A 24,464-nucleotide genomic window follows, 5' to 3' on the forward strand; every position below is an offset into this window, starting at 1 on the left:
CGATGCCGATGGTTTTATTGAGTCACAAACGTCAAAAAGTGTCGCTACTGTGCGCGACGCTTTTGGCGTTCCTAAGCTTCAATAGTTTTGCTAACGAGAACCGTACCAAGCAAGACTTAACCGAAGTCCAACAAGAATTAAAAAAGAGCCAACAAAATTATCAGCAGCAGCAACGCTCGCTGGATAAGTTACAGAGCCAACTCAAGAACTCAGAGCAAGCTATCGCTGCAAATGCGAAGGAGTTACGTGCGCTCGATAACAAACTCGCAGACAACGAACGGCAACACCAAAAGTTACAACAACAGGCTGAACAGCTGGAGTCGCGTCGTAAAAAGCTTGATAAAGTTCTTGCAGCCCAAGTAAAGAGCGCCTACATGGTGGGTGGGCACGATTATTCAAAGATGCTGTTAAACCAACAAGACACAGCCAAGTTAGAGCGCACCATTAGCTATTACGACTATTTCAACAAAGCTCGTTTGCAACAGCTTGAAGCGTTACAACAAACAATGCGTGAAATAGCGCAAAACCAAGCAGCGTTGCAACAAAACAGACAACAACTGGCGAAGCTACGCGAGCAAGAACAACAGCAGCAACAGCAATTAGTTGCCGCGAAAGCGCAACGACAATCTCAGGTCCAAGAGCTACAAGGTAAATTAAATCAACTGCAAAGCTCGATAGCGTATTTAAAAGATAATGAGCAGACCTTACTGGATACCTTAGCAGAGCTAGAGCGCAGTAAAGACCGCCAAGTAGCTATGTTAGGTCTGGGTAGCAGTAAAGGAAAATTAACTTGGCCGACACGGGGTAAGCTTACCCACCGCTTTGGCACCCGTAAACGCCAAGGGTTCAATTGGAAAGGGGTGGTGATCGCAGCCAGTGAAGGGAGCAGTATAACCAGTATAGAAGATGGCCAAGTGGTCTTTGCTGACTGGCTGAGAGGTTTTGGTTGGGTCATGGTGGTCGATCACGGCAAGGGTTATATGAGCCTGTATGGCCACGCTCAAGCACTACTCAAAGAAGTGGGCGATCCGGTTTATAAAGGCGAAACAATCGCTTTAGTAGGCCAGAGCGGCGGTCAAATTGATCCTGGTCTATACTTTGAAATACGCCACAAAGGACGTGCCGTTAACCCAACGACATGGTGCAAATCCTCCTAAATGAATAGAGGCTGCACCTCAAGGGGGCAGCCGATGTTTGTATTCACAACTTACCTATACAAGCGCTTGTTACTAGGGCTCAGTTTTTTAGCCTTAGTGGTACTAGCGCCTGCTTCATTGGCAAAGGACAGCCAACTCGATGAAGTGCTTTTTCACATCAACAACTACTACGTTGAGGAAGTGGATCGCGACAAGTTAGACCAACATGTACTCAGCAGTTTATTACAAGAGCTTGACCCATATAGCGAGTTCCTTGATGAGCAAGAGTTAAAACGATTATTCGATGTCACCAATGGCCAATACAAGGGCTTGGGTATCGAGGTAGAACAGCGTGATAAACATGTAGTGGTGATCTCCGCTCTACCCAACTCACCCGCTCGGGCCGCTGGCTTACAGCGTGGTGATGTTATCGTGTCTATCAATGGCACTAAGGTGAATAACACTACCTTGGAAGAAGTCTCTGCTCTGATCAGCAGTCGTGAAGATGGGCAAGTGCATTTAGCCGTTGCTCGCGCAGGCCACTCACAACGCCTCGACTTTCAGCTTACCCGTCAGCCTATCCACATTGAAAGCGTCGCCAGTGAGCTCAAGGCCAATGGCATGGGCTACTTACGTATTAATAGCTTCAACAATCATAGTTTTCATGATGTCGCGCGTCACATCACCATGATGCAAAACGCCAACGGCGCCATACTCAACGGGTTGCTTATTGACCTGCGTGACAACCCAGGCGGTACCCTCGACAGTGCCATTGCCATTGCCGATTTATTTTTGTCTCAAGGTGTTATCGTCTCTACTCGAGGTCGCTTTGTGGAGGCTAATCAACGCTTTGAAGCGAAAGCAGGGGACATAATTCAAGGCGCCCCCATGGTCGTGCTGATCAATGAGGGCTCTGCTTCCGCTGCAGAAATTGTTGCCGGTGCGCTCAAGGATAATGACCGGGCAACCGTGGTAGGGACTCGCTCCTATGGTAAAGGGTCGGTGCAGTCATTGATCCCCTTAGGCGATGGCCGCAGTGCTTTGAAGCTGACCACAGCGAAGTACTATACCCCCTCTGGCGTGTCCATTGAGGGGACTGGCATCGTACCTGATGTGCCGATATTGCAACCTGCCCTTTCGCAATCAAATAAAGAAGTTATAATCAGCTTAGCTGAGGGGCAAAGTGCGCATAAAAACTTAACCGCACTGCTTGATAAACAATTACTAAAAGCTCAGCAACTATTAGAACAATAAAAACGCAGGCTCGGCTTTAAGCACGGGCCTGCACACTAATCATCAACAAAGATAAAAACACATTGTGCGCTTTTTAATATGGACTACGTTGTGTGTGCTGGTGCTCTTATCACCAGTACATGCGAAGCAAATCGCTATTGTCATTGATGACATCGGCTATCATCGTAACGACATGGCTGCCTTGCACTTGCCTGGCGCTGTGACCTATTCGGTGCTCCCTTTTACTCCTTACGCCACTCACTTTGCTCAACAGGCAGGGGCCTTAGATAAAGAGGTGCTTTTGCATGCCCCCATGCAAGCCATAAACGGTAAAGCGTTAGGGCCTGGGGGGCTGACAATGGATATGTCAAAAGAAGCTTTCCAACACGAGTTACGCAAGGCATTAGCCAGCCTACCCAATGCGCGCGGCGTCAATAATCACATGGGCTCGCTGCTAACACAGCAAAATGCGCCGATGAGCTGGACTATGGAAGTGCTAAAAGAGCAGGATTTGTTTTTTCTCGACAGTAAAACAACTCCCAATTCAAAAGCGCAAACAATTGCCGGGCTATACGGTGTCAGCAATATTGCTCGCCATGTTTTTCTCGACAATATTACCACCGAGCAGCAACTACGTTATCGCTTTGAGCAGTTAAAGACTCTCGCCGATAAGTATGACTACGCAGTTGCAATTGCTCACCCCTACCCCGAAACGTTTGCGTTCTTGCAACAGGCATTGCAAGAACTCGAGGGTGAAGGTTTCCAACTTGTGCCTTTATCTCAGCTAGTGCAGCAGCGCACAATTCGACTTGCTCAGGCCGATAAAAAAAGTGTAACCGAGGAAGAGTAGAGGCCTCTAAAACAATAATAGGCGGCATGGCTGCTGATGACTGAGTTCTGGTGCCGATAAACCACCTCCTCCGTATTCAGCACCTGCCCAAGTGCTTGTTCTATGAACATAAAATTAATCTGTATCTTTTACACAAACAGTGAAAGCTTTTCTTTTCCCCTAGTCCACAAAAAACAACAAATTCATTAAAATCAAAACCTTAAAAGTTGGCATGGACTTAGCAACGTATATTCCGAAACGCAAATCTATGGAGGGTACATTATGTTAGGTTGGTCAATTGCATTTTTAGTTATCGCTTTGGTCGCAGCACTTTTAGGTTTCGGTGGCATTGCTGGCGCAGCTGCTGGCATCGCTAAAATTATTTTCTTTGTATTCTTGGTACTGCTGGTTATCTCCCTTGTTGCTGGCGCCATTCGTGGTAAAGCGCCAAGGTAGTTATTAATTTTACAGTACAAGCGGTCACAGGTGGGATGAAACCCGCGACCGCAACCAAAACACGTTATTTGAATCCAGATTTAAAGAGTTAATATTCAAGGAGAGTTCTATGTTTAATCATTCAGCAACAAAAGCATTTATCGCTACATTATTTGCCGCAGTATTCGCTATGGGCTGTGAAGACAGTGGCGGTGCCGAAGAGGCAGGTGAAAAAATTGATGAGGCGATCACTGACACTCAAAACGCGGTTGAAGACGCGTGTGAAAATGTTAAAGAAAACGCCGGTGCAGAAGAAACAAACTGCTAATACAGGCTTATCTTCAAACAAAAAACCCGCGAAGCTCGCGGGTTTTTTACATCTCTAATTATTTAAAACTGACTGTTGGCCGCCGCAACCACATTGTCTACGGTGAAGCCAAAGTGCTTAAACAATTCGCCCGCTGGCGCTGATTCACCAAAGCTAGTCATGCCGATAACTTTGCCATTCAAACCAACATACTTGTACCAGAAGTCGGCAATGCCTGCCTCTACAGCGACACGGCGAGTCACACTGCTGGGTAGGACACTTTCTTTGTACTGTGCGTCTTGTTGGTCGAACAAGTCCGTTGATGGCATAGACACCACGCGTACCTGACGACCTTGAGCGCGAAGCTCAGAAGCTGCATCCATAGCAAGTTGTACTTCCGAACCTGTGGCAATCAGAATAACTTCTGGCTCGCCATCACAGGTTAATACATACCCACCTTTTTTCACATCAGCAAGCTGCTGCGCATCGCGTGCTTGCTGAGCAAGGCCTTGACGCGTAAAGACCAGCGACGTTGGCCCATCTTTGCGCTCAATCGCTTGCTGCCACGCAATGGCTGACTCAACTTGGTCACATGGACGCCAATTCACTAGATTCGGCGTATAACGTAGGCTCGCCATTTGCTCAACCGGTTGGTGAGTCGGTCCATCTTCACCCAGGCCGATGGAATCGTGGGTGTAAACAAAGATGCTAGGCGTCTTCATTAGTGCAGCCATGCGCACCGCATTGCGTGCATACTCCATAAACATCAAAAAGGTTGCACCGTAAGGAATGAAACCTTTGTGCAGGGCAATGCCATTCATAATGGCGGACATACCAAATTCACGCACACCATAGAAAATATAGTTACCTGACGCGTCGTCTTTACTAAGGCCTTTTGAACCACTCCAAATAGTTAAGTTCGATCCGGCCAAATCGGCTGAGCCGCCCATAAACTCGGGTAGCATGGGGCCAAAGGTATTCAAGGCATTTTGCGATGCCTTACGTGTTGCTGGGCTATCCGGGTTTGCTTGTAACTGCTCAATATAGGCTTGCGACTTCTCAGCCCAGTCAGCAGGCAATTCGCCATTTTGACGACGTTCAAACTCAGCAGCAAGCTCAGGGTATGCCGCCTTGTATGCCGCAAACTTATCCTGCCAACTCTGCTCTGCTTGTGTGCCCTTCTCTTTAGCATCCCACTGTTGATAGATATCATCAGGAATCGCAAAGGCGTCATGAGACCAACCTAAGAACTCGCGCGCAGCTTTAATTTCATCATCGCCCAACGGCGCACCGTGGCAATCATGGCTTCCTGATTTATTCGGAGAGCCGTAACCAATCACTGTTTTACAACAGATAAGCGTTGGCTTGTCACCTTGGGCGCGGCCTTCATCAATAGCAGCGCGAATAGCCTCGCTATCGTGGCCATCAACATTACGCACCACGTGCCAGCCGTAAGACTCAAAACGCGCGGGAGTGTCGTCACTAAACCAGCCTTCTACCTCACCATCAATAGAAATACCATTGTCGTCCCAAAACGCAATCAACTTACCAAGGCCTAGAGTTCCTGCAAGCGAACACGCCTCGTGAGAAATCCCTTCCATCAAGCAGCCGTCGCCCATAAAAGCGTAAGTATAGTGATCAACAATTTCATGGTCAGCGCGATTAAATTGAGCAGCAAGGGCTTTCTCCGCGATTGCCATGCCTACCGCATTGGTGATCCCCTGTCCAAGCGGGCCCGTAGTAGTCTCAATACCCGGAGCGTAACCGTATTCAGGGTGGCCCGGAGTTTTTGAATGAAGCTGACGGAAGTTTTTAATTTCCTCAATAGGAAGATCATAGCCGCTTAAGTGTAAAAGCGAATAAATCAGCATTGAACCGTGGCCATTTGAGAGAATAAATCGGTCACGGTCAGCCCAGTTAGGGTTGCTCGGGTTATGCTTAAGATAATCGCGCCACAGTACTTCGGCGATATCGGCCATGCCCATCGGGGCACCCGGATGACCTGATTTAGCTTGTTGAACCGCGTCCATGGAAAGCACGCGAATGGCGTTTGCAAGTTCTTTGCGTGATGGCATGAATTCTCCTACCTTTAAATGTATTTGCGCTGGGGCTTCACTCGCGCTCATGCTGGCGCGGGTAAAGAATAAGACGAAAGCCCATTCTTACTTATTCATCTGCCCCCTGCAATTAAAAATTGGGCATCGAACGAGTAACTTTAGAATTACTCATAACGAATAAAAATACTGATAACTAAAAGAGTACAAAAACACCAAGCAATAAAGGTCAAAAGACCGCTATACAATCAATTTTATTTAGACGTCTAGGCGTAAAAAGCTAGGAAATCACCTGTGATTTAGCTAGAATACGCGCCTTAATTTATGCTGCGCTCAACCCAGTGGCTGGTATGATCTTGGGAAGCGCGATACTTGTGAGCAGAAACTTATGGCAAAACATTTATTTACTTCTGAGTCTGTGTCTGAAGGACACCCGGATAAAATCGCTGACCAAATTTCTGATGCGGTACTCGATGCTATTTTGGCGCAAGATCCCCATGCCCGTGTAGCCTGCGAAACCTATGTGAAGACCGGTATGGTGATGGTGGGTGGTGAAGTCACAACCAGTGCTTGGGTCGACATCGAAGAGTTAACGCGCAAAACCGTGCGCGAAATTGGCTACACCCATTCCGATATGGGCTTTGATGCCGACTCATGTGCAATTCTAAACACCATTGGTAAGCAGTCTCCTGATATTAATCAAGGTGTTGACCGCGCTCGTCCAGAAGAGCAAGGTGCAGGTGACCAAGGCTTGATGTTTGGTTATGCCTGTAATGAAACTGACGTGCTCATGCCAGCGCCCATTACCTATTCACACCGCTTGGTACAACGCCAAGCCGAAGTGCGCAAAAATGGTGAATTACCGTGGTTACGCCCAGACGCCAAGTCACAGGTGACCTTTGCTTATGAGAATGGCAAGGCCGTTGGTATCGATGCCGTCGTGCTGTCAACGCAACACTGCGATTCTATTGCGCAAGATGACTTGGTTGAAGCGGTCATGGAGACCATTATCAAACCAACGCTACCAGCAGAGCTTATTACCGATGCGACTAAGTTCTTCATTAACCCCACAGGACGCTTTGTGATCGGGGGCCCTATGGGGGATTGCGGCTTAACAGGTCGTAAAATCATCGTTGATACTTATGGCGGTATGGCACGTCACGGTGGTGGCGCATTCTCAGGTAAAGATCCATCGAAAGTGGACCGCTCTGCCGCTTACGCAGCACGTTACGTTGCCAAAAATATAGTCGCGGCCGGCCTGGCCGATAAATGCGAAATCCAAGTGTCTTATGCCATTGGCGTTGCCGAGCCAACCTCCATCAGTGTTGAAACCTTTGGCACCGGCAAATTAGACGAAACGCGTTTAATCGAACTGATCCGCAAGCATTTCGACTTACGTCCTTATGGTTTAATTCAAATGCTTGACTTAGAACGTCCGATTTACCAGCCTACAGCGGCTTACGGCCACTTTGGTCGCAATGAATTCCCATGGGAAGCGACCGATAAAGCACAGGCACTTAAAGCCGACGCTGGATTATAAGTGAATTACCTATAAGTTAATTGAAAAGCGCCTATATGGCGCTTTTTTTATAGCTATAACCCCACTCTCGGCAGTTAATCCTCGCCGCAATCGCCGGCACTGATTGGCGCAACTTGCAGAGCCTGTACTGCTGCTAACTGACTTTTCAAGCTCATCATAGTTTTAGATACACTTTTCAACGATACTTTATTACTGAGCCAGCGTGGAAGCTTACCACCTGGGTCGGCAAAAACCTGATAGCGGATAAGTAAGCCGTCGTCTTGCTGCGTCATTCGCCAGTTAGCAGTCAAGGTTGTGATGCGTACCCTATCACTTTTACGAGCGATATTTGGGTTATAGGCATGCACCCGTAACTCAGTGGTATAGTCATTGACACGCTGATAGCAACTTTGTGTATAGAGCTCCCTATCAGCAACGGGCCAAGGCGAATTAATCACCGTGTATACGCGGTTGCGATTGCCTTGAGAGTGCAAAAGACGAACTTCTTGTACTGCATGCAACCACTGCGATGCTTGTTGGGTGTTATACAGTAGCGTCAGTAACTGAGCTGTGCGGGCGTCGGCAACGAAAAGCTCAGCATAAATATGGTAGATACTATCTTTACTGACGGTATAGACCACTTTCAAATCAGGGAGGTTTTTATAATTCCGCCAAGGTTGGATTTCAGCCCCAGCTGCAAAGCTGAGGCTAAGTAGGCTAATCGCGCCAATAAGGTTGAACATCACGAGTCGCTTCTCGGCTTTGCTCCATGGCACTCAACAGACTATCGGTTTTTTGCGTCAACCAAGCCTGAATTTTGATAAATTGCTCGCTCTCATTACCTTGGCACAGCTGACCGAGGTAATCGAGGGTGAATAATTCAAAAGTGCCGTGCACAATATCTAGCCATGGCGCCCGGAAGCTCATGCGCAAAGACTCATCAAACAATGCGCCCAAACAACAGCCACTTAAAAGATTGCGTTCCAAGCGCTGCTTAAGCTGTAAGTATTGCTCGCTAGCTAGCGGCTGTTGAGGCTCAACGAGCTCTTTCATTTCCTGCCAATCATAGTCGAGTAGCCGTGCCGCCAGATCATGAATTGGCTGTTCACCAGCCTGAAGTTGCGCTTGCCCCCATGATTGTCGCCACCCTCGCTCGGTCAACCAGATTGTTAAATCTAACAACAGCAGGTTATAGCGTGTGCTAGTGAATATAGTCTGGACATCGTCAATGCTTGGTTGGATGGATTTTAGATCGCCTATCACCTGAGTCAGCTCTGGTGCTGCATTGATTTTCTTATAATAAGCATGCTTTTTCGAGGTAAAGGTTTTCAGTTGAATCGCCGTCTCGACCCAACTTAATTCGCTCAGTAACCACTTAAGTTCACCGCGCAGACGCTCGGTCGCTTGTTTTTCAACGATATCGCTGAATAACCACAAACTATGGCGAATAAGACTGACACCATCGGTTACCCGTTTCAGTGTTTTAAGGGTCGGCTTTTGGAAATAACATTGTTCGTGTTTTTGTACAAAAGCAATGCCATAACTCAAGCACTTCTCCAGTGCCCGCTCTTGGCTGTCATCGTTGCTCAGCGGCACAAGGCCAATCTCTTTACTGGCTTTGAGCGGCTGGTCGTCCGCCAGCCGATAACCTCGAGCTGCCTTTGAGTAATAACCCATGCGTAGAGGCAGGTTATCGATTAATTTTTCAGCTAGGGAAAACAGCTCACTGCGTTCCCCCTTTACTAATTCAATCTCAAGTTCGCAAATCGGCTCTACATTGGCGTTGGCCGATACCTCCCCCTTATCCAGCACCACTTCAATTTCAGTCCCTGCTTGGGTTTCAACTAACCAAGTGCGACGAATAAAGTTAGTACTAAATAGCGGATAGAGATTGTCGGCTAACGCGTCCACTTGCACCCCATGAGGCCAAATACTGGCATCAAAGTCGTGCAGCTCTGGACGATTTCCGTCAATAGGCAAATTGTACTCTGGACGCTGGTGCAGCCCACCCACGTTCTCACCTGCAAGCTTAATGGTTTGCTCACAAATGCCGTCACAACAGCGAGTGCGAAGACCAATATCTAATGCTCTAAGCTCTCGGCTCGGGGTGTCGAAATAAGCATTTTGCAGGTTGCGTGCGGGTTTATTTTTTACGGTTTTTGCAAACTGGGTAATGAGTGCGGGTATGGACGGTATCACCGCCTCGGAAACTAAAAACTTAAGCTCTATCTCAGTGTCCATGCGCTATAGGAAGACCAATGAAATCGTCAAAAGCACAACATAAACAAAGCCGCCTACGAATGCAAACATTTTGCCATTTGGCCATGCTATTTTGCCCCTTTACTAGCGTCGGTGAGTTACAAAATCACCCTTGCCAATCACTGCGCCAACCCATACTATGCTGGGATTGGAGAAATTATTTACGTAAAACAAGGTTAAGTTGGATGGTCAAACACGCCTGTGTCGCGCTTGCTTTTATGCTCAGCGCATTGTTCACCACCGCAGCACACGCAGAACAAGGCACTGCCTATATCAGTGATGAACTGTATATCTTTATGCACTCTGGAGCAGGTAAAAACTACCGCATTTTAGGTTCAGTTGATGCGGGCACGCCAGTGACACTGGTGAGCGGTGAAGAAAATAACGGCTTTCTCGAGATAATCGATGATAAACAGCGCCAAGGCTGGGTTGAAACTAAGTTCATCAACCAAGATAAAAGCTTAAAGATTCAATATCAGGAACTTGGTGAGCAGCTGGCACAAACTCAACAGGCATTGCGCAATGCCCAAGCACAGCTTCCCGAGCTACAAACGCTGAATCGCGACTTGCAGGAGCAAGCCCAGCAGTTGCAAGATCAACTAGATCAAGCGATTGCCGAGCGCGACGCGCTTAATGCTAAACAACAAGGTTTAAAGGCCAAAGAAAAGCGACAGTTACTCACCTACGGTGGGGCAATTGCATTTATTGGTCTATTCTTAGGAATAATCCTCACCGTTATCTTGTCGCGCCGCAAGCGCTATGACGGATGGGCATAATCATTATTTTCAATTTGCATTGAGCCAAAAAGAGCACCTAGGTGCTCTTTTTTTTGCCAGCAGCTAATAGCGCTATTCGTAAACTCTATATTACAGCTTGTGTTTGCATGCTCAGGGCATTCACAGCTCGATACTGAGCCCGGTATCTTCTTTTACTTTTTCAATCACCATATACGTATGATGCGTGCCGACCCCAGGAATATCCACTAAATCTCCCAGTACTTGGCGGTATTCGTTCATATCACTGACACGCACCTTGAGTAAGTAGTCGTAGCCTCCAGCAACCATATCGCACTCCACTACTTGTGGTGTATTGAGGATATGCTCTTTAAAAGTTTTAAATACCGAAGTATTAGATGTCACTAACGACACCTGCACATGGGCCAATAAACTTTGGTTTAATTTTTGCTCACTGAGCTTAGCATGATAGCCTTCAATAAAGCCTTCTGATTCGAGCCGTTTTACACGGTCGAGGCAAGGGCTAGGACTGAGGTTAACTTGCTTAGCTAAATTGACGTTAGAGATCCGACCATTGCGTTGTAAAACGTCGAGAATAGCGAGATCGATTCGGTCTAAGGTGCGAGGTTTAGCTGTTAAAGACATAGCAGCATTTTATACCGACAACGAAGAAATATGCCCTGTAAATTATCGTATTTCGAAAAATTAAACCAGCATATTCTGCGGCATTTTCATTAGAATGCCCGCGAATATGTATTCATATTGAGTGCAATCTCACCTTCGCGTTTTAGCAGCGGGGTGACCTACACTGTAGTAATTGTCGTAACCGAGGCCCCACCATCTCACCTTGTGGTGTGGGTACAGTTGCTATTTTTAGACTCCATGATTTTGAGGGTTGCTTATGTTATTTGAAGGCAATTTGATTACTGAATGCCCTATCCGCCAGAAGATCCGTGACTTCTATCGCATTGATGAAAATGAAGTGATTGATCATATTTTACCACTGGCTGAAGTAGGCGTTACGGCACGCAGTCGCGCTTGGGAGCGCGCACGACAAATGGTATTGAATATCCGCAAGGACCAAGATGGTCAAAACGGTATTGATGCCCTGTTAAATGAGTTCTCCCTGTCGACTGAGGAAGGGGTGGTGTTAATGTGTTTGGCCGAAGCGCTATTGCGAGTGCCAGACAAAGAAACACAGGATAATTTAATTCGCGATAAACTCGCTAATGGCGACTGGAGTTCGCACTTAGGTAGCAGTGAGTCGCTATTTGTTAATGCCTCATCGTGGGGCTTGTTGGTCACCGGAAAAATGGTGAACTACACCGACAAAAACAAAGAAGAACAGTTTGGCCTGCTAAAACGCACCATGGGCCGCCTTGGCGAACCGGTGATCCGTAAAGCAGTGAACTATGCCATGAAGATCATGGGCAAGCAGTTCGTTATGGGGCAAACCATTGATGAAGCCATTGAGCGCGCCGAAGAGACCGAGCGCAAAGGCTATGTTTACTCATACGACATGCTAGGCGAAGGCGCCCGCACTATGGCGGATGCTGATCGCTACTACGACAGCTACGTCAATGCAATTAATGCCATTGGTAAAGCGGCCAATGGTCGCGGCCCAGTAAAAAGCCCCGGCATTTCCGTTAAATTATCAGCAATTCATCCACGCTACGAGTTCACCCACCGTGAACGCGTCATGTCAGAGATTGTGCCCAAGCTAAAAGAGCTTGCACTGTTGGCGAAAAAATACGATATCGGCCTCACCGTTGACGCCGAAGAAGCCGATCGCCTAGATATTTCTCTTGATGTCATTGAAGCGGTATACAGCGATCCTGATTTAGGTGACTGGCAAGGTTTTGGTCTGGCCGTACAAGCCTATCAAAAACGCGCTATTTTTGTTTGTGAGTGGCTTACAGAACTTGCTCGTCGCGTAGGTCGTAAACTGATGGTGCGTTTGGTTAAAGGCGCTTACTGGGACACCGAGATTAAAACCACACAGCAAGACGGTTTAGACCACTTCCCGGTCTTCACCCGTAAAGCCACTACCGATGTGTCGTACAAAGCCTGTGCTATCAAACTAATGGAAGCACGTGATGCGCTATTCCCACAGTTTGCCACTCACAATGCTTACACTGCAGCGACCATTTTAGAAGTCGCTAAAGGTGACCATCACGGCTTTGAATTCCAGCGCTTACACGGTATGGGTGAATCTCTTTACGACCAAATTGTACTCAAAGAAAAGATTCAATGTCGTGTGTATGCGCCAGTGGGCCAGCATGAAGATTTGCTTGCTTACTTGGTACGTCGCCTGCTTGAAAACGGCGCCAACTCGTCATTTGTAAATGCCATTGTTGATACTAAGCAACCGGTAGAAGCACTGCTGCCAGATCCGGTAGAAACCCTGCAGGGTCTGCGTAATAAATACAACAAGCAGATCAAATTACCTATCGAGCTTTATGGTAGTGAACGCGCCAACTCAAAAGGCTTAGACCTGACTGATATCAATGCCATCACGCCGCTAAAAGAAAACCTTGATACCTGGTTCGAAGAACATCGTATTAGCGACGATCAGGTTGCTGAGGGTAATTTAGCAGTGCGTAACCCTGCTAATCACAAGGAAATCATTGGCCAATTGCATTTGCAAAGTGGCGAAGAGATGAAGACCTTATTGGAAAATGCCGAAAAAGAGTTTATCTCTTGGTCAGCAACGCCAGTAAAAGAGCGCGCAGACTTATTGCGTCGTGTCGGCGATATCCTTGAGCGCCACCATGATGAGCTGGTTGCCTTGTGTATAAAAGAAGCCGGGAAAGTGACCCAAGATGGCATCGATGAAGTTCGTGAAGCCGTAGACTTCTGCCGCTACTATGCAGCACGCGCCGAAGAACTCGCCGAGGACGAGCGTTTCGAGGCACGTGGCGTGATCCTCTGTATCAGCCCATGGAACTTCCCACTGGCTATTTTCCTTGGCCAAGTTGCAGCGGCTATCGTTACTGGTAATACCGTGATTGCTAAGCCAGCGGAGCAAACCAGTCTTATCGCTTTGCGCGCCATTGAACTGATGCATTCCGTCGGCTTGCCACAACATGTGGTGCAGCCAGTGATTGCTCGCGGTAGCGAAGTGGGTGAGCATATTGTTCCTGATGAGCGCATCCAGGCCGTGATGTTCACAGGTTCCACTGAAACAGGCACGCTGATTTCCCGCACTTTAGCGGCTCGTAATGACATTCAAGTGCCCTTGATTGCCGAAACGGGCGGTCAAAACTGTATGATTGTCGATTCGACGGCGCTGCCGGAACAGGTTGTTGATGATGTCATCAAGTCTGGCTTTCAAAGTGCAGGTCAACGCTGTTCAGCATTGCGCGTGTTATTTATTCAAGAAGATGTTGCCGATGGCATGATTGAGATGCTCAAAGGCGCATTGGCCGAGTTGCATGTGGGCGACCCTGCCTACCTGTCTACCGACATCGGGCCGGTGATTGATGAAAAAGCACTGAAAACCCTCAACGATCATGTTGAGTATCTCAAAGGCAATGCGACCTTGCATTATGAATGTGCGATTCCTAATAACAGCGAGAACGGCGCGTACTTCTTTGCCCCGCGACTGTATGAAATCAAAGATTTATCGGTGCTCAAGCGCGAAGTGTTTGGCCCTATCGTGCATATCGTTCGCTACAAAGCCAGTGAGTTGGACGATGTGCTCGATCAAATCAATGGTACCGGCTATGGCCTGACCATGGGTGTGCACTCTCGCATTGAAGAGCGCTGCCAGTATGTCGCTCGTCAATCTCGTGCCGGTAACGTATACGTTAACCGCAATATGATTGGCGCTATCGTTGGTGTGCAACCATTCGGTGGCCGAGGCCTGTCTGGCACCGGACCAAAAGCCGGAGGCCCTAACTACTTATTGCGCTTGGTCAAAGAGAAGGCCTCGCCTGATAACGTGCAAATGACTGATTTGCCACCTGATGAGCGTGATCTTCACCATTACTCCGGCGCCAGCGAGAAAGTTGAGGAGCTGATGAGTAATTCAATGCGCGATGAGAAGATTTGGCGCGCTACCGCGTTGAATGATCGTGTTTCGGCATTGCGTCAGTTACTGGCGAAGTTGGCGACGGTAGAGATCCTCGATGAGCTAGCCGATGACTTGGCAATGACCTTGAGCGATGCCAGAGCACAAATCAACCGTATCGAAAAGCGGATGAAACGCCACAAAGAGCTACCAGGACCAACAGGGGAATCAAACACCCTGCACCTCGAACCTCGTGGCTGTGTCGTGTGTTATGCCGATAAGAGTACGTCCTTTAATTTCTGGGCTATCTCTATCATCACCGCATTAGCGGCCGGTAACACAGTGATCACTGTGGCCTCAGAACTGTTCTATGAAGAAGCGCAAGCATTCAGAGATAAGTTCGTTGCCACAGGCGTTGCCGAAGGCGTGTTGCAGGTAGCAAAACCCAATCAGCTACAGGCAATTTTGGCTCACCGTCACCTAGCCGGTGCCGTAGTAGCCGCACGCTCATCGCGTTTAGGTTACTTCGCGCAGCAACTCGCGGGCCGTAAAGGCGCTATCCTGCCAGTGATCAGTGCCGAGTACTACGACACACTGATTAATCGTCTACTGACCGAAAAAACGATCAGTATTGATACCACCGCATCAGGGGGCAACACGTCACTGATGACGCTCGTGGAAGACGACGAATAGTTATAACTAAGCTATTGATTAAAAAGGCGCCGTCGGCGCCTTTTTTATTGCCTGCAGCAGTAATTGTTGCTACCTAGCAAGGGGAAACTTTGCTATGTTTTAAGGAAGAGTTCATAAAGCGGTAAATCAATGCACGATACCATCTCCATCAATCAGCTTAAGCCCGGTATGTTTGTTGTTCAGGTCAGCAAGCAATCAGGCTCTGTGAAAATAAAAAATCAGGGCTGGGTAAAGACGCAAACCGCGATTGATAAGTTAAAAAAAGTGGGTGTGCAGGAAGTCATTATCGATCCTGACAAGACGCTACAGCGCAAGAAACCAAGCAAAGAAGCACAACCAAAACCCACTGCAACGGAGTCTGCAAAGCCGCAGAGCAGCGATCCTTGGGCGAGCAGTGTAAGCGTTGAAAGCGAACTTAACAAAGCACAACGCCTATACAGCGAAGCTAAACAGTTACAAAGCAAAGCTTTTAAAGATATTAAAGCGGGCCGCAAGATTGATGTGGGACCTTTCAAAGACGTAGCCAAAGGCTTTATGGATTCAGTGTTTCGTAATCAAGATGCGCTGGCCTGTCTTACTCGTTTAAGGGAAAAAGATGCCTACTTGATGGAGCACTCTATTAATGTCTCCATCTTGATGACTATTTTCGCCAAACATTTGCGCCTCGATACTGACACTATTCATGAATTAGCCACTGGTGCTCTACTGCACGACATTGGCAAAATAAAAATCCCCGATGAGATTTTACATAAACCGGGGCGCTTAACTGAGCAAGAGTTCGCGGTCATAAAAGACCACGCCCGCTTCAGTAAAGAAATCTTAGAACAGTCAGGCCTAACCGGTATTGCCGTCGATATTGCCGGGTTTCACCATGAACGCATTGACGGCACTGGTTACCCTTTTGGCAAAAAAGCTGAGGAGATCAGCCAGTATGTGCGTATGGCATCAATAGTCGACGTTTACGATGCGCTAACCGCCGAGCGCGTTTATAAAGAAGGCATGACCCCAATTCAGGCATTTAAAATTCTCAAAGATGGCGTCCCCAATCACTTTGATGGTGAGTTATTAAACCGCTTTATCCAATGCATTGGCGTGCACCCCGTAGGCACCTTGGTGAAGCTCACCAATCATAAGGTGGGAGTGGTGTCGCGCAGCAACCCTAATGACCCTCTCAAACCTCAGGTCAAAACCTTCTACAACGCTAAACATGCCCACTACACTCAGGTTGAGGATATAGATTTAACCCGAGCTCGGGCCAACGAAGAGCTCGAAGCAGCTGTTAAACCTGAGCTTTTCAACATCGACCTGATGCGTTTTTTCAAGCACTCGCTGATGCCTTAAAAAGAACTATACAGGGTGCTGAGCGGTATTATTGAAAAAGTTACAGCGCCCTGTGCAACTTGTTCCCATTTTATTCCCTTCTAAAAACGAAAACAACGCTGAAAGCCAAGCAATCCCCGCTGACTTTGTGATGGTCCCTATTTTGCTACCAACTCATTATTCACTCTACTTTTGAAATGAGCAATAAGGATGGCAAATGGCTGAATCATTTAAATACCAAGGCAATAAAGGCAGTGGTGGTGAGCTTCACCAAAAAGCGTCAGAAAAGCACCCAACGATGACCACAGCTCAAGGCTGCCCGGTAAGTGATAATCAAAACTCACTGACCGCCGCTAAGCGTGGCCCAGGACTGCTAGAAGATCATGTGCTACGTGAGAAACTATTTCATTTTGATCATGAGCGTATCCCTGAACGAGTGGTGCATGCTCGTGGTTACGGTGCGCACGGTTACTTCGAGACGTATGAATCACTATCGCAATTAACCTGTGCTGACTTATTTCAACGTAAAGGTGAGAAGACCCCAGTTTTTGCTCGCTTTTCAACTGTTGCTGGCAATAAAGGCTCACCTGATTTAGCGCGTGATGTTCGTGGCTTTGCAGTTAAATTCTATACCCAAGAAGGTAATTGGGATTTAGTGGGAAATAACATTCCGGTATTTTTCATTCAAGACGCAATGAAATTCCCAGACCTCATTCATAGCGCCAAGGCAGAGCCGGACAGAGGGTTTCCGCAGGCACAAACGGCTCATGACAACTTTTGGGATTTTATCAGTCTTACGCCGGAGTCCATGCACATGGTTATGTGGGCCATGTCGGACCGCGCTATCCCCCGTTCACTGCGCTTTATGGAAGGTTTTGGCGTGCATACCTTTAAGTTTATCAATGCCGAGGGAGAGGAAAACTACGTTAAATTTCATTGGAAACCAAAACAGGGGATGCAATCAGTGGTTTGGAATGAAGCACTGAAGCTGAACGGCGCAGATCCCGACTATCATCGTCGTGATATGTGGGAATCGATTGCCAAAGGCGACTACCCCGAGTGGGAGCTAGGGGTTCAGGTGTTCAGCCAAGAGTTTGCTGATCAGTTCGAGTTTGATGTGCTCGATGCCACCAAGCTTATTCCCGAGGAGCAAGTGCCGGTGCAAATAGTTGGCCGCATGGTACTCAACCGCGCCGTTGATAACTTTTTTGCAGAAACAGAACAAGTTGCTTTTTGTACACAAAATATTGTCCCGGGATTAGATTTTACTTCGGACCCATTGTTACAGGGGCGCAATTTTTCGTATCTAGATACGCAAACTAAGCGCTTAGGGGGTCCTAATTTTACTCATATCCCAGTAAACGCCCCAAAATGCCCAATGGCTCACTTTCACCAAGATGGTCATATGGCCATGCACAACCCTAAAGGCCGCATAAACTATGAGCCGAACTCTTGGCAAGAGCATGAGCATAATCCTCGAGAGTGTCCAACAACAGGATATAAAAGTGCCTCACAGCATACAGACGGCGATAAACTTCGTTATCGTTCAGAGACCTTTGCCGATCACTATAGTCAAGCAAGGCAGTTTTACCTCAGTCAAACGCCGATAGAGCAAGCTCATATTCACTATGCTCTGGTATTCGAGTTATCTAAAGTAGAGCACCTTGCCATTCGTGAGCGCGTGGTCTCACACTTACTTAATATTGATACCACCTTAGCTAATGAGGTCGCCGATGGTCTACGTCTGCAAACTATGCCGGAGCCCGCACAAGCAGCTATGCCCACTCGAGATGATTTACCTACATCAGATGCATTGAGTATTTTGAAAAATACTGCGCACACTTTTGCTGGCCGAAAACTGGGGATTCTAATCAGTGATGGTTTCGACTTAACACTTTTTAAAGCGCTGACCACTGCATTAGACAACGAGGGAGCACGCTATGAAGTGATAGCGGCGCAGGTCGGAGGCGCAAAATCAAGCTGCGGCCATCATCAACAGGCTGATCAAGTTATCAACGGCGGGCCTTCTGTACTGTATGACACAATAGCCGTGTTAACTACCGAAGAAGGTGCTGAAAAGTTAGCTGATATTGCTGAGGCCAAGGACTTTATTAGTGATGCTCACGCGCACATGAAGTTTATCGGTTATACCGAGCATGTCTCGCCTTTAATCTCTGCTGCTGGCCTTGGACAAAGCAAAGACGAGGGTTGGATAGACTTCGGCTCGACTGATATCACTCAATTTGTCGAGCAGCTACGTCAGTTACGTTTTTGGCAGCGCTAAAATCCACTAGGGGAAGTGTTACACACTTCCCCTTAATAGCTTACCGCTACGGCCAATCTTGCATTGCTTCGAGGCTAAATTCATAGTTATCAATGCTCAAAATGCTTTGCTCTGGGGTAATTTCCACGACCCGTAGACGACCCACAGAATCGCCCTCATACAGTTCGTAACCATTGATTTTTATCCACCGTTTGCTTTGCTCTGTGGCATAAATATGAGCTTGATAAACAAGTTTAGGAATACGGTTCTGTATGGTCTCAGGCAATAGCTCTATCGGATCTGCCATTGAGCTGGCGCGACTTGCGGTGGTAACTGAGTCATCGGCTTCCATATTTTCAGTGGCTGCCACGGCATCGGCAAATGCGCGTTTTAAATCATCAGATACCCCAGCTAATTGAGCATCATTTTGTTGCTCGTAGGTGCGCTCAGCACCGCTGTCACTTTGATTGCTCAAGCCATTGTTGTAGGCGTTATTCATTTGCTTAGACTGTGGGTAAGCGTGGGTCTGTGTCATGGGCTGTCCAACCACCCTATATTGCCCTTGGTTTGCTGCTTGCGTATTCATGTTAGCCTGATAGTGAGGCTGTATTTGCATAGCGGTATTAGCCTGTGTTGGCACCCATTGCATGTAAGCCCCAGGTGCTGAATAAGGTTGGGTCATTTGCGGCATAACATACACAGGAACCATTTGCTGATAAGGGTTCACTTGCCCTGGCATTTGCAATGCTTGCATATTGACTTGTCCCGGGGACGTTGCCCCATTTGCCTCGCTATCCGAGGCTGTGGTAGACGCTTGCTCAGTCGCGTCTGAGCGTTGTGCAGGCGATTCAGTCGCCGCTTTCGCTTGCTTGCTTGGGTGCTCCTGAGGCTGCGTATGTAACTGCCATTGCTTACCGACAAAATACCCGATGGCCAAGGTAATCAATACAATAACAACTAACAGCAAAGACCAGGTTAAACGTCGATAAAAACGCAGCGCCTGTTGCTGCTCAAGGCCTTCGCCGGGAAGCTGTGCATCGGGGTTTTGTGATTGTTTGAGTGCATCTAATAACAGTGACATAAATAGTTGCCTTAAATGATGTAAGATAAGCCAATGCCCAGGGCAAATAGCATCATAATGCCACCGAGGGTGAAAATAAATCGCCAATGCCGACCTTGTTGGCGAGGCAGAGATTGCTCTGTTTCAGGCAAGGCTTCACGCGCAGCTTGCACAATAATACGCTTATTAATGTGATTCACCTGCGCCGAATACGCTCCTAATAAAGCTCGTTCACACAACAAGTTAATCAGCCTAGGGATCCCCCCTGTAAGTTGATGCACGTACTTTACAGCACCTTTGTCGAACAAGGTTTGTCGGCCCCCTGCTACCTTTAAACGGTGTTTTATATAAGCATCCACCTGAGTCAAAGCTAACGGCAATAAGTGATAGCGCGCGGTAATGCGCTGCGCAAGTTGGCGCAATTCATTGCGACGCAATAGAGTTTGCAGCTCGGGTTGACCCACAAGGATAATTTGCAGCAATTTTTTGTGGTTTGTTTCCAGGTTAGTCAGTAATCGCAATTGCTCTAACACTTGTGGAGCAAGATGTTGCGCTTCATCAATGATCAACATGGTATGACGCCCTTGCTGGTGATTATCCAGTAAGCGCGCTTTAATTAAGTCCGTTAGCACCTTCAGGGTGGCTTTTTCTGAGTCATACGAAATAGCCAACTCATCACAAATACTCGCCAGTAACTCCAGCTCAGATAAGGTTGGGTTAAGAATAAACGCAACCTGTGTAGAGTCTGGCACTTGCTCTAACATACAACGAGTGACGGTGGTTTTCCCCGTGCCCACTTCACCAGTCAGCAATACAAACCCGCCTGACTCCCCAAGCCCGTGCGTTAAATGGGCAAGCGCCTCTTTGTGACGTTCACTCAAATACAAGTATTCTGGATTCGGCGCAATAGAGAACGGCTTTTCGCTTAAGCCAAAATAGTCTTGATACACAAACAAGGTCCTTTGAGTTTGTCGCCCAGGTTAACTGCGCCGAGCAATCGCTGCGCACAGTCGTTTTTTATTATCGCGCCTATAATGACAAAAAAACGCCAGCGAGAAAACTCTGATACAATCATCACCATTAATAACAGCACAATAACGGAATGGGCATGCAAACCTACCTTGTCGGCGGCGCAGTACGAGATAAATTATTAGGCCGCAAAGTCAAAGAGTACGATTACGTTGTGGTCGGTGCAACGGTAGAGCAAATGAAGACGCTGGGCTTTACTCAAGTAGGTAAGGACTTTCCCGTTTTTTTGCACCCCAAAACCAAGGATGAGCATGCTCTGGCACGCACAGAGCGTAAGCAGGGACAAGGATACACCGGGTTTATTTGCGACTTTACGCCAGACATCACACTGGAGCAGGACTTAGCGCGACGCGATTTAACGGTCAATGCCATTGCTGAAGATGCTGAAGGTCAACTGGTTGACCCTTATCATGGCCAGAAGGACCTTGAGCAACGCATATTACGTCATGTCAGCCCCGCCTTTAGTGAAGACCCGCTGCGAGTGCTTCGAGTCGCACGCTTTCGCGCTCGTTACCATGAATTGGGCTTCACGATTGCTGATGAAACACTAACGCTAATGCGAGAGATCGCCGCCAGTGGCGAACTTGCAAGCTTAACACCAGAGCGCGTTTGGTTAGAATGGCATAAGGCTCTGGAAGACGGCTATATCGACTGCTTCGTTGATGCGTTGTATCAAGCACAAGCTTTAACTGAATTATGCCCTGCACTCGCCACTCGCTGGCCTGAGCAGCACGCTTGGCTAACCCCGCGTATTGACTACGCACGCCAGCAAAGCTTAGCGGCTACTGCCCATTTCGCACTACTCATGTGTGCGCTCAGTCACGATGAACGCGCAGCTTTTTTCCAGCATTTTCGCGTCCCTAATCAGTTTATTCACAGCGCTCAATTGTTGGCCCAACACCATCAGACACTGGCTCATTACGATGCTGAGATACTGCTAGAGCTATTTAATGCCATTGATTTATGGCGCCGCCCAGAACACCTCAATCAATTACTGATAAGTTACGATGCCTACACCTTAGGCCAGTTTGATACTCAGCATCAAATACGCCAAGCTGCGCACCATGCGCAACAAGTCAGTGCCCAAACCTATATCCAACAAGGGATCAGTGGCGCTGCAATTAAAACGGCTTTGCAGCAGGGGCGATTAGCAGCTATCCGCGAAGCTCTTGAGGGCTAAATAAAAAGGGCTAGTAGCACTAGCTATAAAGCAAAAAGGCCAGTAGCCCAACCCCTAAGATTAAGCGATAAATAACAAATGGCAGCATTCCCATGCGCTCAATGTATTTTAAAAATAGGAAGATACAGGCATAGGCGGCGACAAATGAAAGCCCTGCACCCAGGGTCAGTGCCTGCCAATCAACTGCGGTGTCGCCTGTCGCCAACTGCACCGTTTTTATCAGTCCCATACCGCCAATAACCGGCACTGAGAGTAAAAACGAAAAGCGTGCTGCGCTTTGCTTATTTAAGCCCAAAAATAGGCCGGCGGTCATGGTAATACCTGAGCGCGAGGTGCCCGGGATCAGCGCAACAGCTTGCGCCACACCAATCAACAAAGCCGATTTCCAGTTCAGCTGATAAATATTCTTAGTTTCTTTGGCCTTAAAATCTGCCCACCACAAAACCAGACCGAAGAAAATGGTGGTAATGGCAATAACAATAGCAGCACGTAAGTGCTGTTCTATCAAGTCTTCAAATACTTGCGCCGCTAACCCAGCAGGAATGGTGGCCAGCAAAATGTACCAACCAAGGCGACTGTCATCACTTGCGCCCTGAGAACCAAACGATTTAAACCAAGCAACAACAATATCGCCAATCTCTTTACGAAAATAAATCATCACCGCTAGCAACGAGCCGACATGCACGGCAACATCAAAAGCTAAACCTTGATCCTGCCAGCCCAAAAGCTGTGATGGCAAAATAAGGTGTGCCGAGCTGGAAATAGGTAAGAATTCAGTGAGGCCCTGTATAATGGCTAAAACGATGATCGCAAGAATGGTCATTCGAAAGCTACCTTCCATAGTTTTTGTTGAGATTTATCATAACCCTGCCAAAGCTCAGCGATGGTCGCTTGCGCAATGGGGTGGTAAAAATCCGGGGCTATTTCAAATAAAGGCCAAAGCACAAAAGCATTTTTAGTAATTTCATCTCGCGGCAGTTGCGCTGGCGTATCGCAAATCACATCGTCGTAAAAGAGTAAGTCGAGGTCCAACGTGCGTGGACTAAACTTTTTATCTGCCGGAGTACGGCCATGATCTCGTTCAATTTGCTTTAATAAAGCGCATACTTGATGCAGCGTCATATCGGTATCAACGCCAGCAACCGAGTTATAAAAGTTACTGCCATTAAAGCCGACCGCTTCACTTTCAAACACACTCGAGTGCTCTAAGGCGCCGAAATAATAGCGCAGCGCAGATAAACCTTTGCTTAAGTTTTCGTGCTTGTTGATATTAGAGCCCAAGCTAATGTAAATACGCGCCATAACTAGTGCTTACTGCGGGTGATCATCACCCCCACCGTTTGTGCTTGTGGTACGGCTGCAGGCTTGCTGACCTTGATGCTGACCTTATTGGTGGCAAACTCTGCTAGGATGAGTGCCGCTAACTGCTCTAAAAGGGTTTCCAGCAGCTCGACCGGTTTCGCAATACAGTGCTCGGTCACACGGCGGCTCACTTCGGCATAATCTATTGTCTGAGATAGGTCATCGCTAGCTGCCGCAGCGGCAATATCACAATCCATTTCGATGTCAAAATACAGGCTCTGTTTACATTCTTTCTCAAAGTCGTACACTCCTATTATGGTGTCGACCTTTAGTTGCGATATATAGACTTTATCCATCTCTTCGGCTCCAATGCCAGCTGGTCGGATACCTACGCGGCGTTAAACTCAGTACCCTGAGCCAGACAAACTGCTCAAATAAACAATGAGCGGCGATAATAGCCCAAAACGTTCAATTAAAAAATAAGGATGACAGTGTTAGCGGCGTTAATGTGCATTTTTGCCTACCTCTTAGGCTCGGTCTCATCGGCAGTACTGATTTGTCATCTGTTTGCGTTGCCAGACCCAAGAAAAGCGGGCTCAAAAAATCCCGGTGCCACGAATGTTTATCGTTTAGGCGGCAGACTGCCTGCGATGATGGTGCTGTGCTTTGATATTTTAAAAGGCACCATACCCGTATGGGGAGCCTACTTTATGGGCATAGATCCTATCTATTTAGGCTTGGTTGCCGTGGCCGCATGTTTAGGGCACATCTACCCACTCTTTTTTGGCTTTAAGGGCGGCAAAGCCGTGGCCACCGCCTTTGGGGCCTTACTGCCGATAGGTTTATCGCTCGGGGGATTGCTTATTCTTACTTGGGCCAGTGTCGTTGCGCTGACTCGCTATTCGTCGTTGGCTGCATTGGTAACCGTGTCGTTAGCGCCACTATACACTTGGTTGATAAAACCCTTATACACTTTGCCTGTCACGTTTTTAACCGTCGTCATTATTTTTCGCCACCGCGCAAATATGGTGCGTTTATTCAAAGGTGAAGAGCCAAAGGTTGGCGAGAAGAAAAAAGCCGAGTAACACTCGGCTAGTAT

At 47.7% G+C, this 24,464-nt stretch carries 21 protein-coding genes; 12 read left to right on the forward strand and 9 right to left on the reverse strand.

All coding sequences use genetic code 11. The features are described from left to right. Nucleotides 1-2 precede the first annotated feature (2 nt). From MHM94_RS12105 to MHM94_RS12125, 5 genes are all read left to right on the forward strand, one after another. Nucleotides 3-1,157, forward strand: coding sequence for a peptidoglycan DD-metalloendopeptidase family protein (locus tag MHM94_RS12105; RefSeq protein ID WP_306669445.1), 1,155 nt, complete (start codon nt 3-5; stop codon nt 1,155-1,157). Between the two features lie 33 nt (nt 1,158-1,190). Then, nucleotides 1,191-2,390, forward strand: coding sequence for a S41 family peptidase (locus MHM94_RS12110; protein ID WP_022943378.1), 1,200 nt, complete (start codon nt 1,191-1,193; stop codon nt 2,388-2,390). A gap of 64 nt (nt 2,391-2,454) precedes the next feature. Next, nucleotides 2,455-3,219 carry a divergent polysaccharide deacetylase family protein gene (locus tag MHM94_RS12115; protein ID WP_051034422.1) on the forward strand — a complete coding sequence of 255 codons (765 nt, stop codon included), beginning with the start codon at nt 2,455-2,457 and terminating at the stop codon, nt 3,217-3,219. 261 nt (nt 3,220-3,480) lie between these two features. Next, complete coding sequence (locus tag MHM94_RS12120; protein WP_022943376.1) at nt 3,481-3,654, forward strand: DUF1328 family protein; 174 nt, start codon at nt 3,481-3,483, stop codon at nt 3,652-3,654. Nucleotides 3,655-3,763: 109 nt separating this feature from the next. Continuing rightward, nucleotides 3,764-3,961, forward strand: a complete 198-nt coding sequence (locus tag MHM94_RS12125; RefSeq protein WP_022943375.1) for a hypothetical protein — start codon at nt 3,764-3,766, stop codon at nt 3,959-3,961. 62 nt (nt 3,962-4,023) lie between these two features. On the opposite strand, the gene tkt is transcribed toward MHM94_RS12125, so the two are convergent. Further along, the gene (tkt, locus tag MHM94_RS12130) at nt 4,024-6,015 is read right to left on the reverse strand and encodes a transketolase (protein ID WP_138547074.1); all 1,992 of its coding nucleotides are present in this window, start codon (nt 6,013-6,015) and stop codon (nt 4,024-4,026) included. Between the two features lie 367 nt (nt 6,016-6,382). Here tkt and metK point away from each other — a divergent pair, with 367 nt between their 5' ends. After that, nucleotides 6,383-7,534: a methionine adenosyltransferase gene (gene metK / locus MHM94_RS12135; protein WP_022943373.1), complete on the forward strand. Its 1,152-nt coding sequence runs from the start codon at nt 6,383-6,385 to the stop codon at nt 7,532-7,534. A 74-nt stretch (nt 7,535-7,608) separates the two neighbouring features. Here the strand turns inward: metK and MHM94_RS12140 are convergent, their stop codons facing one another. Both MHM94_RS12140 and MHM94_RS12145 read right to left on the reverse strand, forming a co-directional pair. Further along, nucleotides 7,609-8,256 (reverse strand): START domain-containing protein, encoded by a 648-nt coding sequence (locus MHM94_RS12140; protein ID WP_235419566.1) that lies wholly within the window; start codon nt 8,254-8,256, stop codon nt 7,609-7,611. Then, nucleotides 8,231-9,754 (reverse strand): CYTH and CHAD domain-containing protein, encoded by a 1,524-nt coding sequence (locus tag MHM94_RS12145; protein ID WP_235419565.1) that lies wholly within the window; start codon nt 9,752-9,754, stop codon nt 8,231-8,233. The genes MHM94_RS12140 and MHM94_RS12145 overlap by 26 nt, the downstream gene beginning before the upstream one ends. A gap of 17 nt (nt 9,755-9,771) precedes the next feature. Between MHM94_RS12145 and MHM94_RS12150 the strand changes: the two genes are divergently transcribed. After that, nucleotides 9,772-10,548: a TIGR04211 family SH3 domain-containing protein gene (locus tag MHM94_RS12150; RefSeq protein WP_235419564.1), complete on the forward strand. Its 777-nt coding sequence runs from the start codon at nt 9,772-9,774 to the stop codon at nt 10,546-10,548. 120 nt (nt 10,549-10,668) lie between these two features. Here MHM94_RS12150 and MHM94_RS12155 read toward each other — a convergent pair whose 3' ends face one another. Next, nucleotides 10,669-11,151, reverse strand: a complete 483-nt coding sequence (locus tag MHM94_RS12155; RefSeq protein ID WP_022943369.1) for a winged helix-turn-helix transcriptional regulator — start codon at nt 11,149-11,151, stop codon at nt 10,669-10,671. Nucleotides 11,152-11,407: 256 nt separating this feature from the next. On the opposite strand from MHM94_RS12155, the gene putA reads away from it, so the two are divergent. The 3 genes from putA (at nt 11,408) to MHM94_RS12170 (ending at nt 18,815) form a co-directional block, all read left to right on the forward strand. Next, on the forward strand, nt 11,408-15,211 hold the full coding sequence (gene putA / locus MHM94_RS12160; protein WP_138509369.1) for a bifunctional proline dehydrogenase/L-glutamate gamma-semialdehyde dehydrogenase PutA: 3,804 nt from the start codon (nt 11,408-11,410) through the stop codon (nt 15,209-15,211). Between the two features lie 129 nt (nt 15,212-15,340). Next, a complete protein-coding gene (locus MHM94_RS12165) occupies nt 15,341-16,552 on the forward strand; it encodes an HD-GYP domain-containing protein (RefSeq protein ID WP_235419563.1) in 1,212 nt (403 codons plus the stop codon). 196 nt (nt 16,553-16,748) lie between these two features. After that, on the forward strand, nt 16,749-18,815 hold the full coding sequence (locus MHM94_RS12170; protein WP_235419562.1) for a catalase: 2,067 nt from the start codon (nt 16,749-16,751) through the stop codon (nt 18,813-18,815). A gap of 46 nt (nt 18,816-18,861) precedes the next feature. Here the strand turns inward: MHM94_RS12170 and MHM94_RS12175 are convergent, their stop codons facing one another. Together MHM94_RS12175 and MHM94_RS12180 are read right to left on the reverse strand one after the other, a co-directional pair. Continuing rightward, on the reverse strand, nt 18,862-19,875 hold the full coding sequence (locus tag MHM94_RS12175) for a general secretion pathway protein GspB (RefSeq protein ID WP_235419561.1): 1,014 nt from the start codon (nt 19,873-19,875) through the stop codon (nt 18,862-18,864). 11 nt (nt 19,876-19,886) lie between these two features. Further along, on the reverse strand, nt 19,887-20,804 hold the full coding sequence (locus tag MHM94_RS12180) for an AAA family ATPase (protein WP_022943364.1): 918 nt from the start codon (nt 20,802-20,804) through the stop codon (nt 19,887-19,889). Nucleotides 20,805-20,962: 158 nt separating this feature from the next. Between MHM94_RS12180 and MHM94_RS12185 the strand changes: the two genes are divergently transcribed. After that, on the forward strand, nt 20,963-22,063 hold the full coding sequence (locus MHM94_RS12185; RefSeq protein WP_235419560.1) for a tRNA nucleotidyltransferase: 1,101 nt from the start codon (nt 20,963-20,965) through the stop codon (nt 22,061-22,063). Between the two features lie 19 nt (nt 22,064-22,082). On the opposite strand, the gene MHM94_RS12190 is transcribed toward MHM94_RS12185, so the two are convergent. Genes MHM94_RS12190 through folB form a run of 3 tightly spaced genes read right to left on the reverse strand, consistent with a single transcriptional unit; the run spans nt 22,083 to nt 23,721 of the window. Further along, on the reverse strand, nt 22,083-22,886 hold the full coding sequence (locus MHM94_RS12190; protein ID WP_045979264.1) for an undecaprenyl-diphosphate phosphatase: 804 nt from the start codon (nt 22,884-22,886) through the stop codon (nt 22,083-22,085). Next, entirely contained in the window at nt 22,883-23,365 is a 483-nt protein-coding gene (folK, locus tag MHM94_RS12195; RefSeq protein WP_045979263.1) for a 2-amino-4-hydroxy-6-hydroxymethyldihydropteridine diphosphokinase, read from the reverse strand. The genes MHM94_RS12190 and folK overlap by 4 nt, the downstream gene beginning before the upstream one ends. A 2-nt stretch (nt 23,366-23,367) precedes the next feature. Continuing rightward, on the reverse strand, nt 23,368-23,721 hold the full coding sequence (gene folB / locus MHM94_RS12200) for a dihydroneopterin aldolase (RefSeq protein ID WP_022943360.1): 354 nt from the start codon (nt 23,719-23,721) through the stop codon (nt 23,368-23,370). 135 nt (nt 23,722-23,856) lie between these two features. Between folB and plsY the strand changes: the two genes are divergently transcribed. Further along, complete coding sequence (gene plsY, locus MHM94_RS12205; RefSeq protein ID WP_235419559.1) at nt 23,857-24,450, forward strand: glycerol-3-phosphate 1-O-acyltransferase PlsY; 594 nt, start codon at nt 23,857-23,859, stop codon at nt 24,448-24,450. Nucleotides 24,451-24,464 lie beyond the last annotated feature (14 nt).

Source organism: Pseudoalteromonas sp. CNAT2-18.1, from assembly GCF_022347865.1.
GTDB classification, from domain to species: domain Bacteria; phylum Pseudomonadota; class Gammaproteobacteria; order Enterobacterales; family Alteromonadaceae; genus Pseudoalteromonas; species Pseudoalteromonas ruthenica.

Bases quoted from the DNA above. Each gene is read 5' to 3' on its own strand.
- MHM94_RS12105 (WP_306669445.1), top strand. From the start codon at position 3: ATGCCGATGGTTTTATTGAGTCACAAACGTCAAAAAGTGTCGCTACTG.
- MHM94_RS12110 (WP_022943378.1), top strand. From the start codon at position 1,191: ATGTTTGTATTCACAACTTACCTATACAAGCGCTTGTTACTAGGGCTC.
- MHM94_RS12120 (WP_022943376.1), top strand. From the start codon at position 3,481: ATGTTAGGTTGGTCAATTGCATTTTTAGTTATCGCTTTGGTCGCAGCA.
- MHM94_RS12125 (WP_022943375.1), top strand. From the start codon at position 3,764: ATGTTTAATCATTCAGCAACAAAAGCATTTATCGCTACATTATTTGCC.
- tkt (WP_138547074.1), bottom strand. From the start codon at position 6,015: ATGCCATCACGCAAAGAACTTGCAAACGCCATTCGCGTGCTTTCCATG.
- metK (WP_022943373.1), top strand. From the start codon at position 6,383: ATGGCAAAACATTTATTTACTTCTGAGTCTGTGTCTGAAGGACACCCG.
- MHM94_RS12140 (WP_235419566.1), bottom strand. From the start codon at position 8,256: ATGTTCAACCTTATTGGCGCGATTAGCCTACTTAGCCTCAGCTTTGCA.
- MHM94_RS12145 (WP_235419565.1), bottom strand. From the start codon at position 9,754: ATGGACACTGAGATAGAGCTTAAGTTTTTAGTTTCCGAGGCGGTGATA.
- MHM94_RS12150 (WP_235419564.1), top strand. From the start codon at position 9,772: ATGAAATCGTCAAAAGCACAACATAAACAAAGCCGCCTACGAATGCAA.
- MHM94_RS12155 (WP_022943369.1), bottom strand. From the start codon at position 11,151: ATGTCTTTAACAGCTAAACCTCGCACCTTAGACCGAATCGATCTCGCT.
- putA (WP_138509369.1), top strand. From the start codon at position 11,408: ATGTTATTTGAAGGCAATTTGATTACTGAATGCCCTATCCGCCAGAAG.
- MHM94_RS12165 (WP_235419563.1), top strand. From the start codon at position 15,341: ATGCACGATACCATCTCCATCAATCAGCTTAAGCCCGGTATGTTTGTT.
- MHM94_RS12170 (WP_235419562.1), top strand. From the start codon at position 16,749: ATGGCTGAATCATTTAAATACCAAGGCAATAAAGGCAGTGGTGGTGAG.
- MHM94_RS12175 (WP_235419561.1), bottom strand. From the start codon at position 19,875: ATGTCACTGTTATTAGATGCACTCAAACAATCACAAAACCCCGATGCA.
- MHM94_RS12185 (WP_235419560.1), top strand. From the start codon at position 20,963: ATGCAAACCTACCTTGTCGGCGGCGCAGTACGAGATAAATTATTAGGC.
- MHM94_RS12190 (WP_045979264.1), bottom strand. From the start codon at position 22,886: ATGACCATTCTTGCGATCATCGTTTTAGCCATTATACAGGGCCTCACT.
- folK (WP_045979263.1), bottom strand. From the start codon at position 23,365: ATGGCGCGTATTTACATTAGCTTGGGCTCTAATATCAACAAGCACGAA.
- folB (WP_022943360.1), bottom strand. From the start codon at position 23,721: ATGGATAAAGTCTATATATCGCAACTAAAGGTCGACACCATAATAGGA.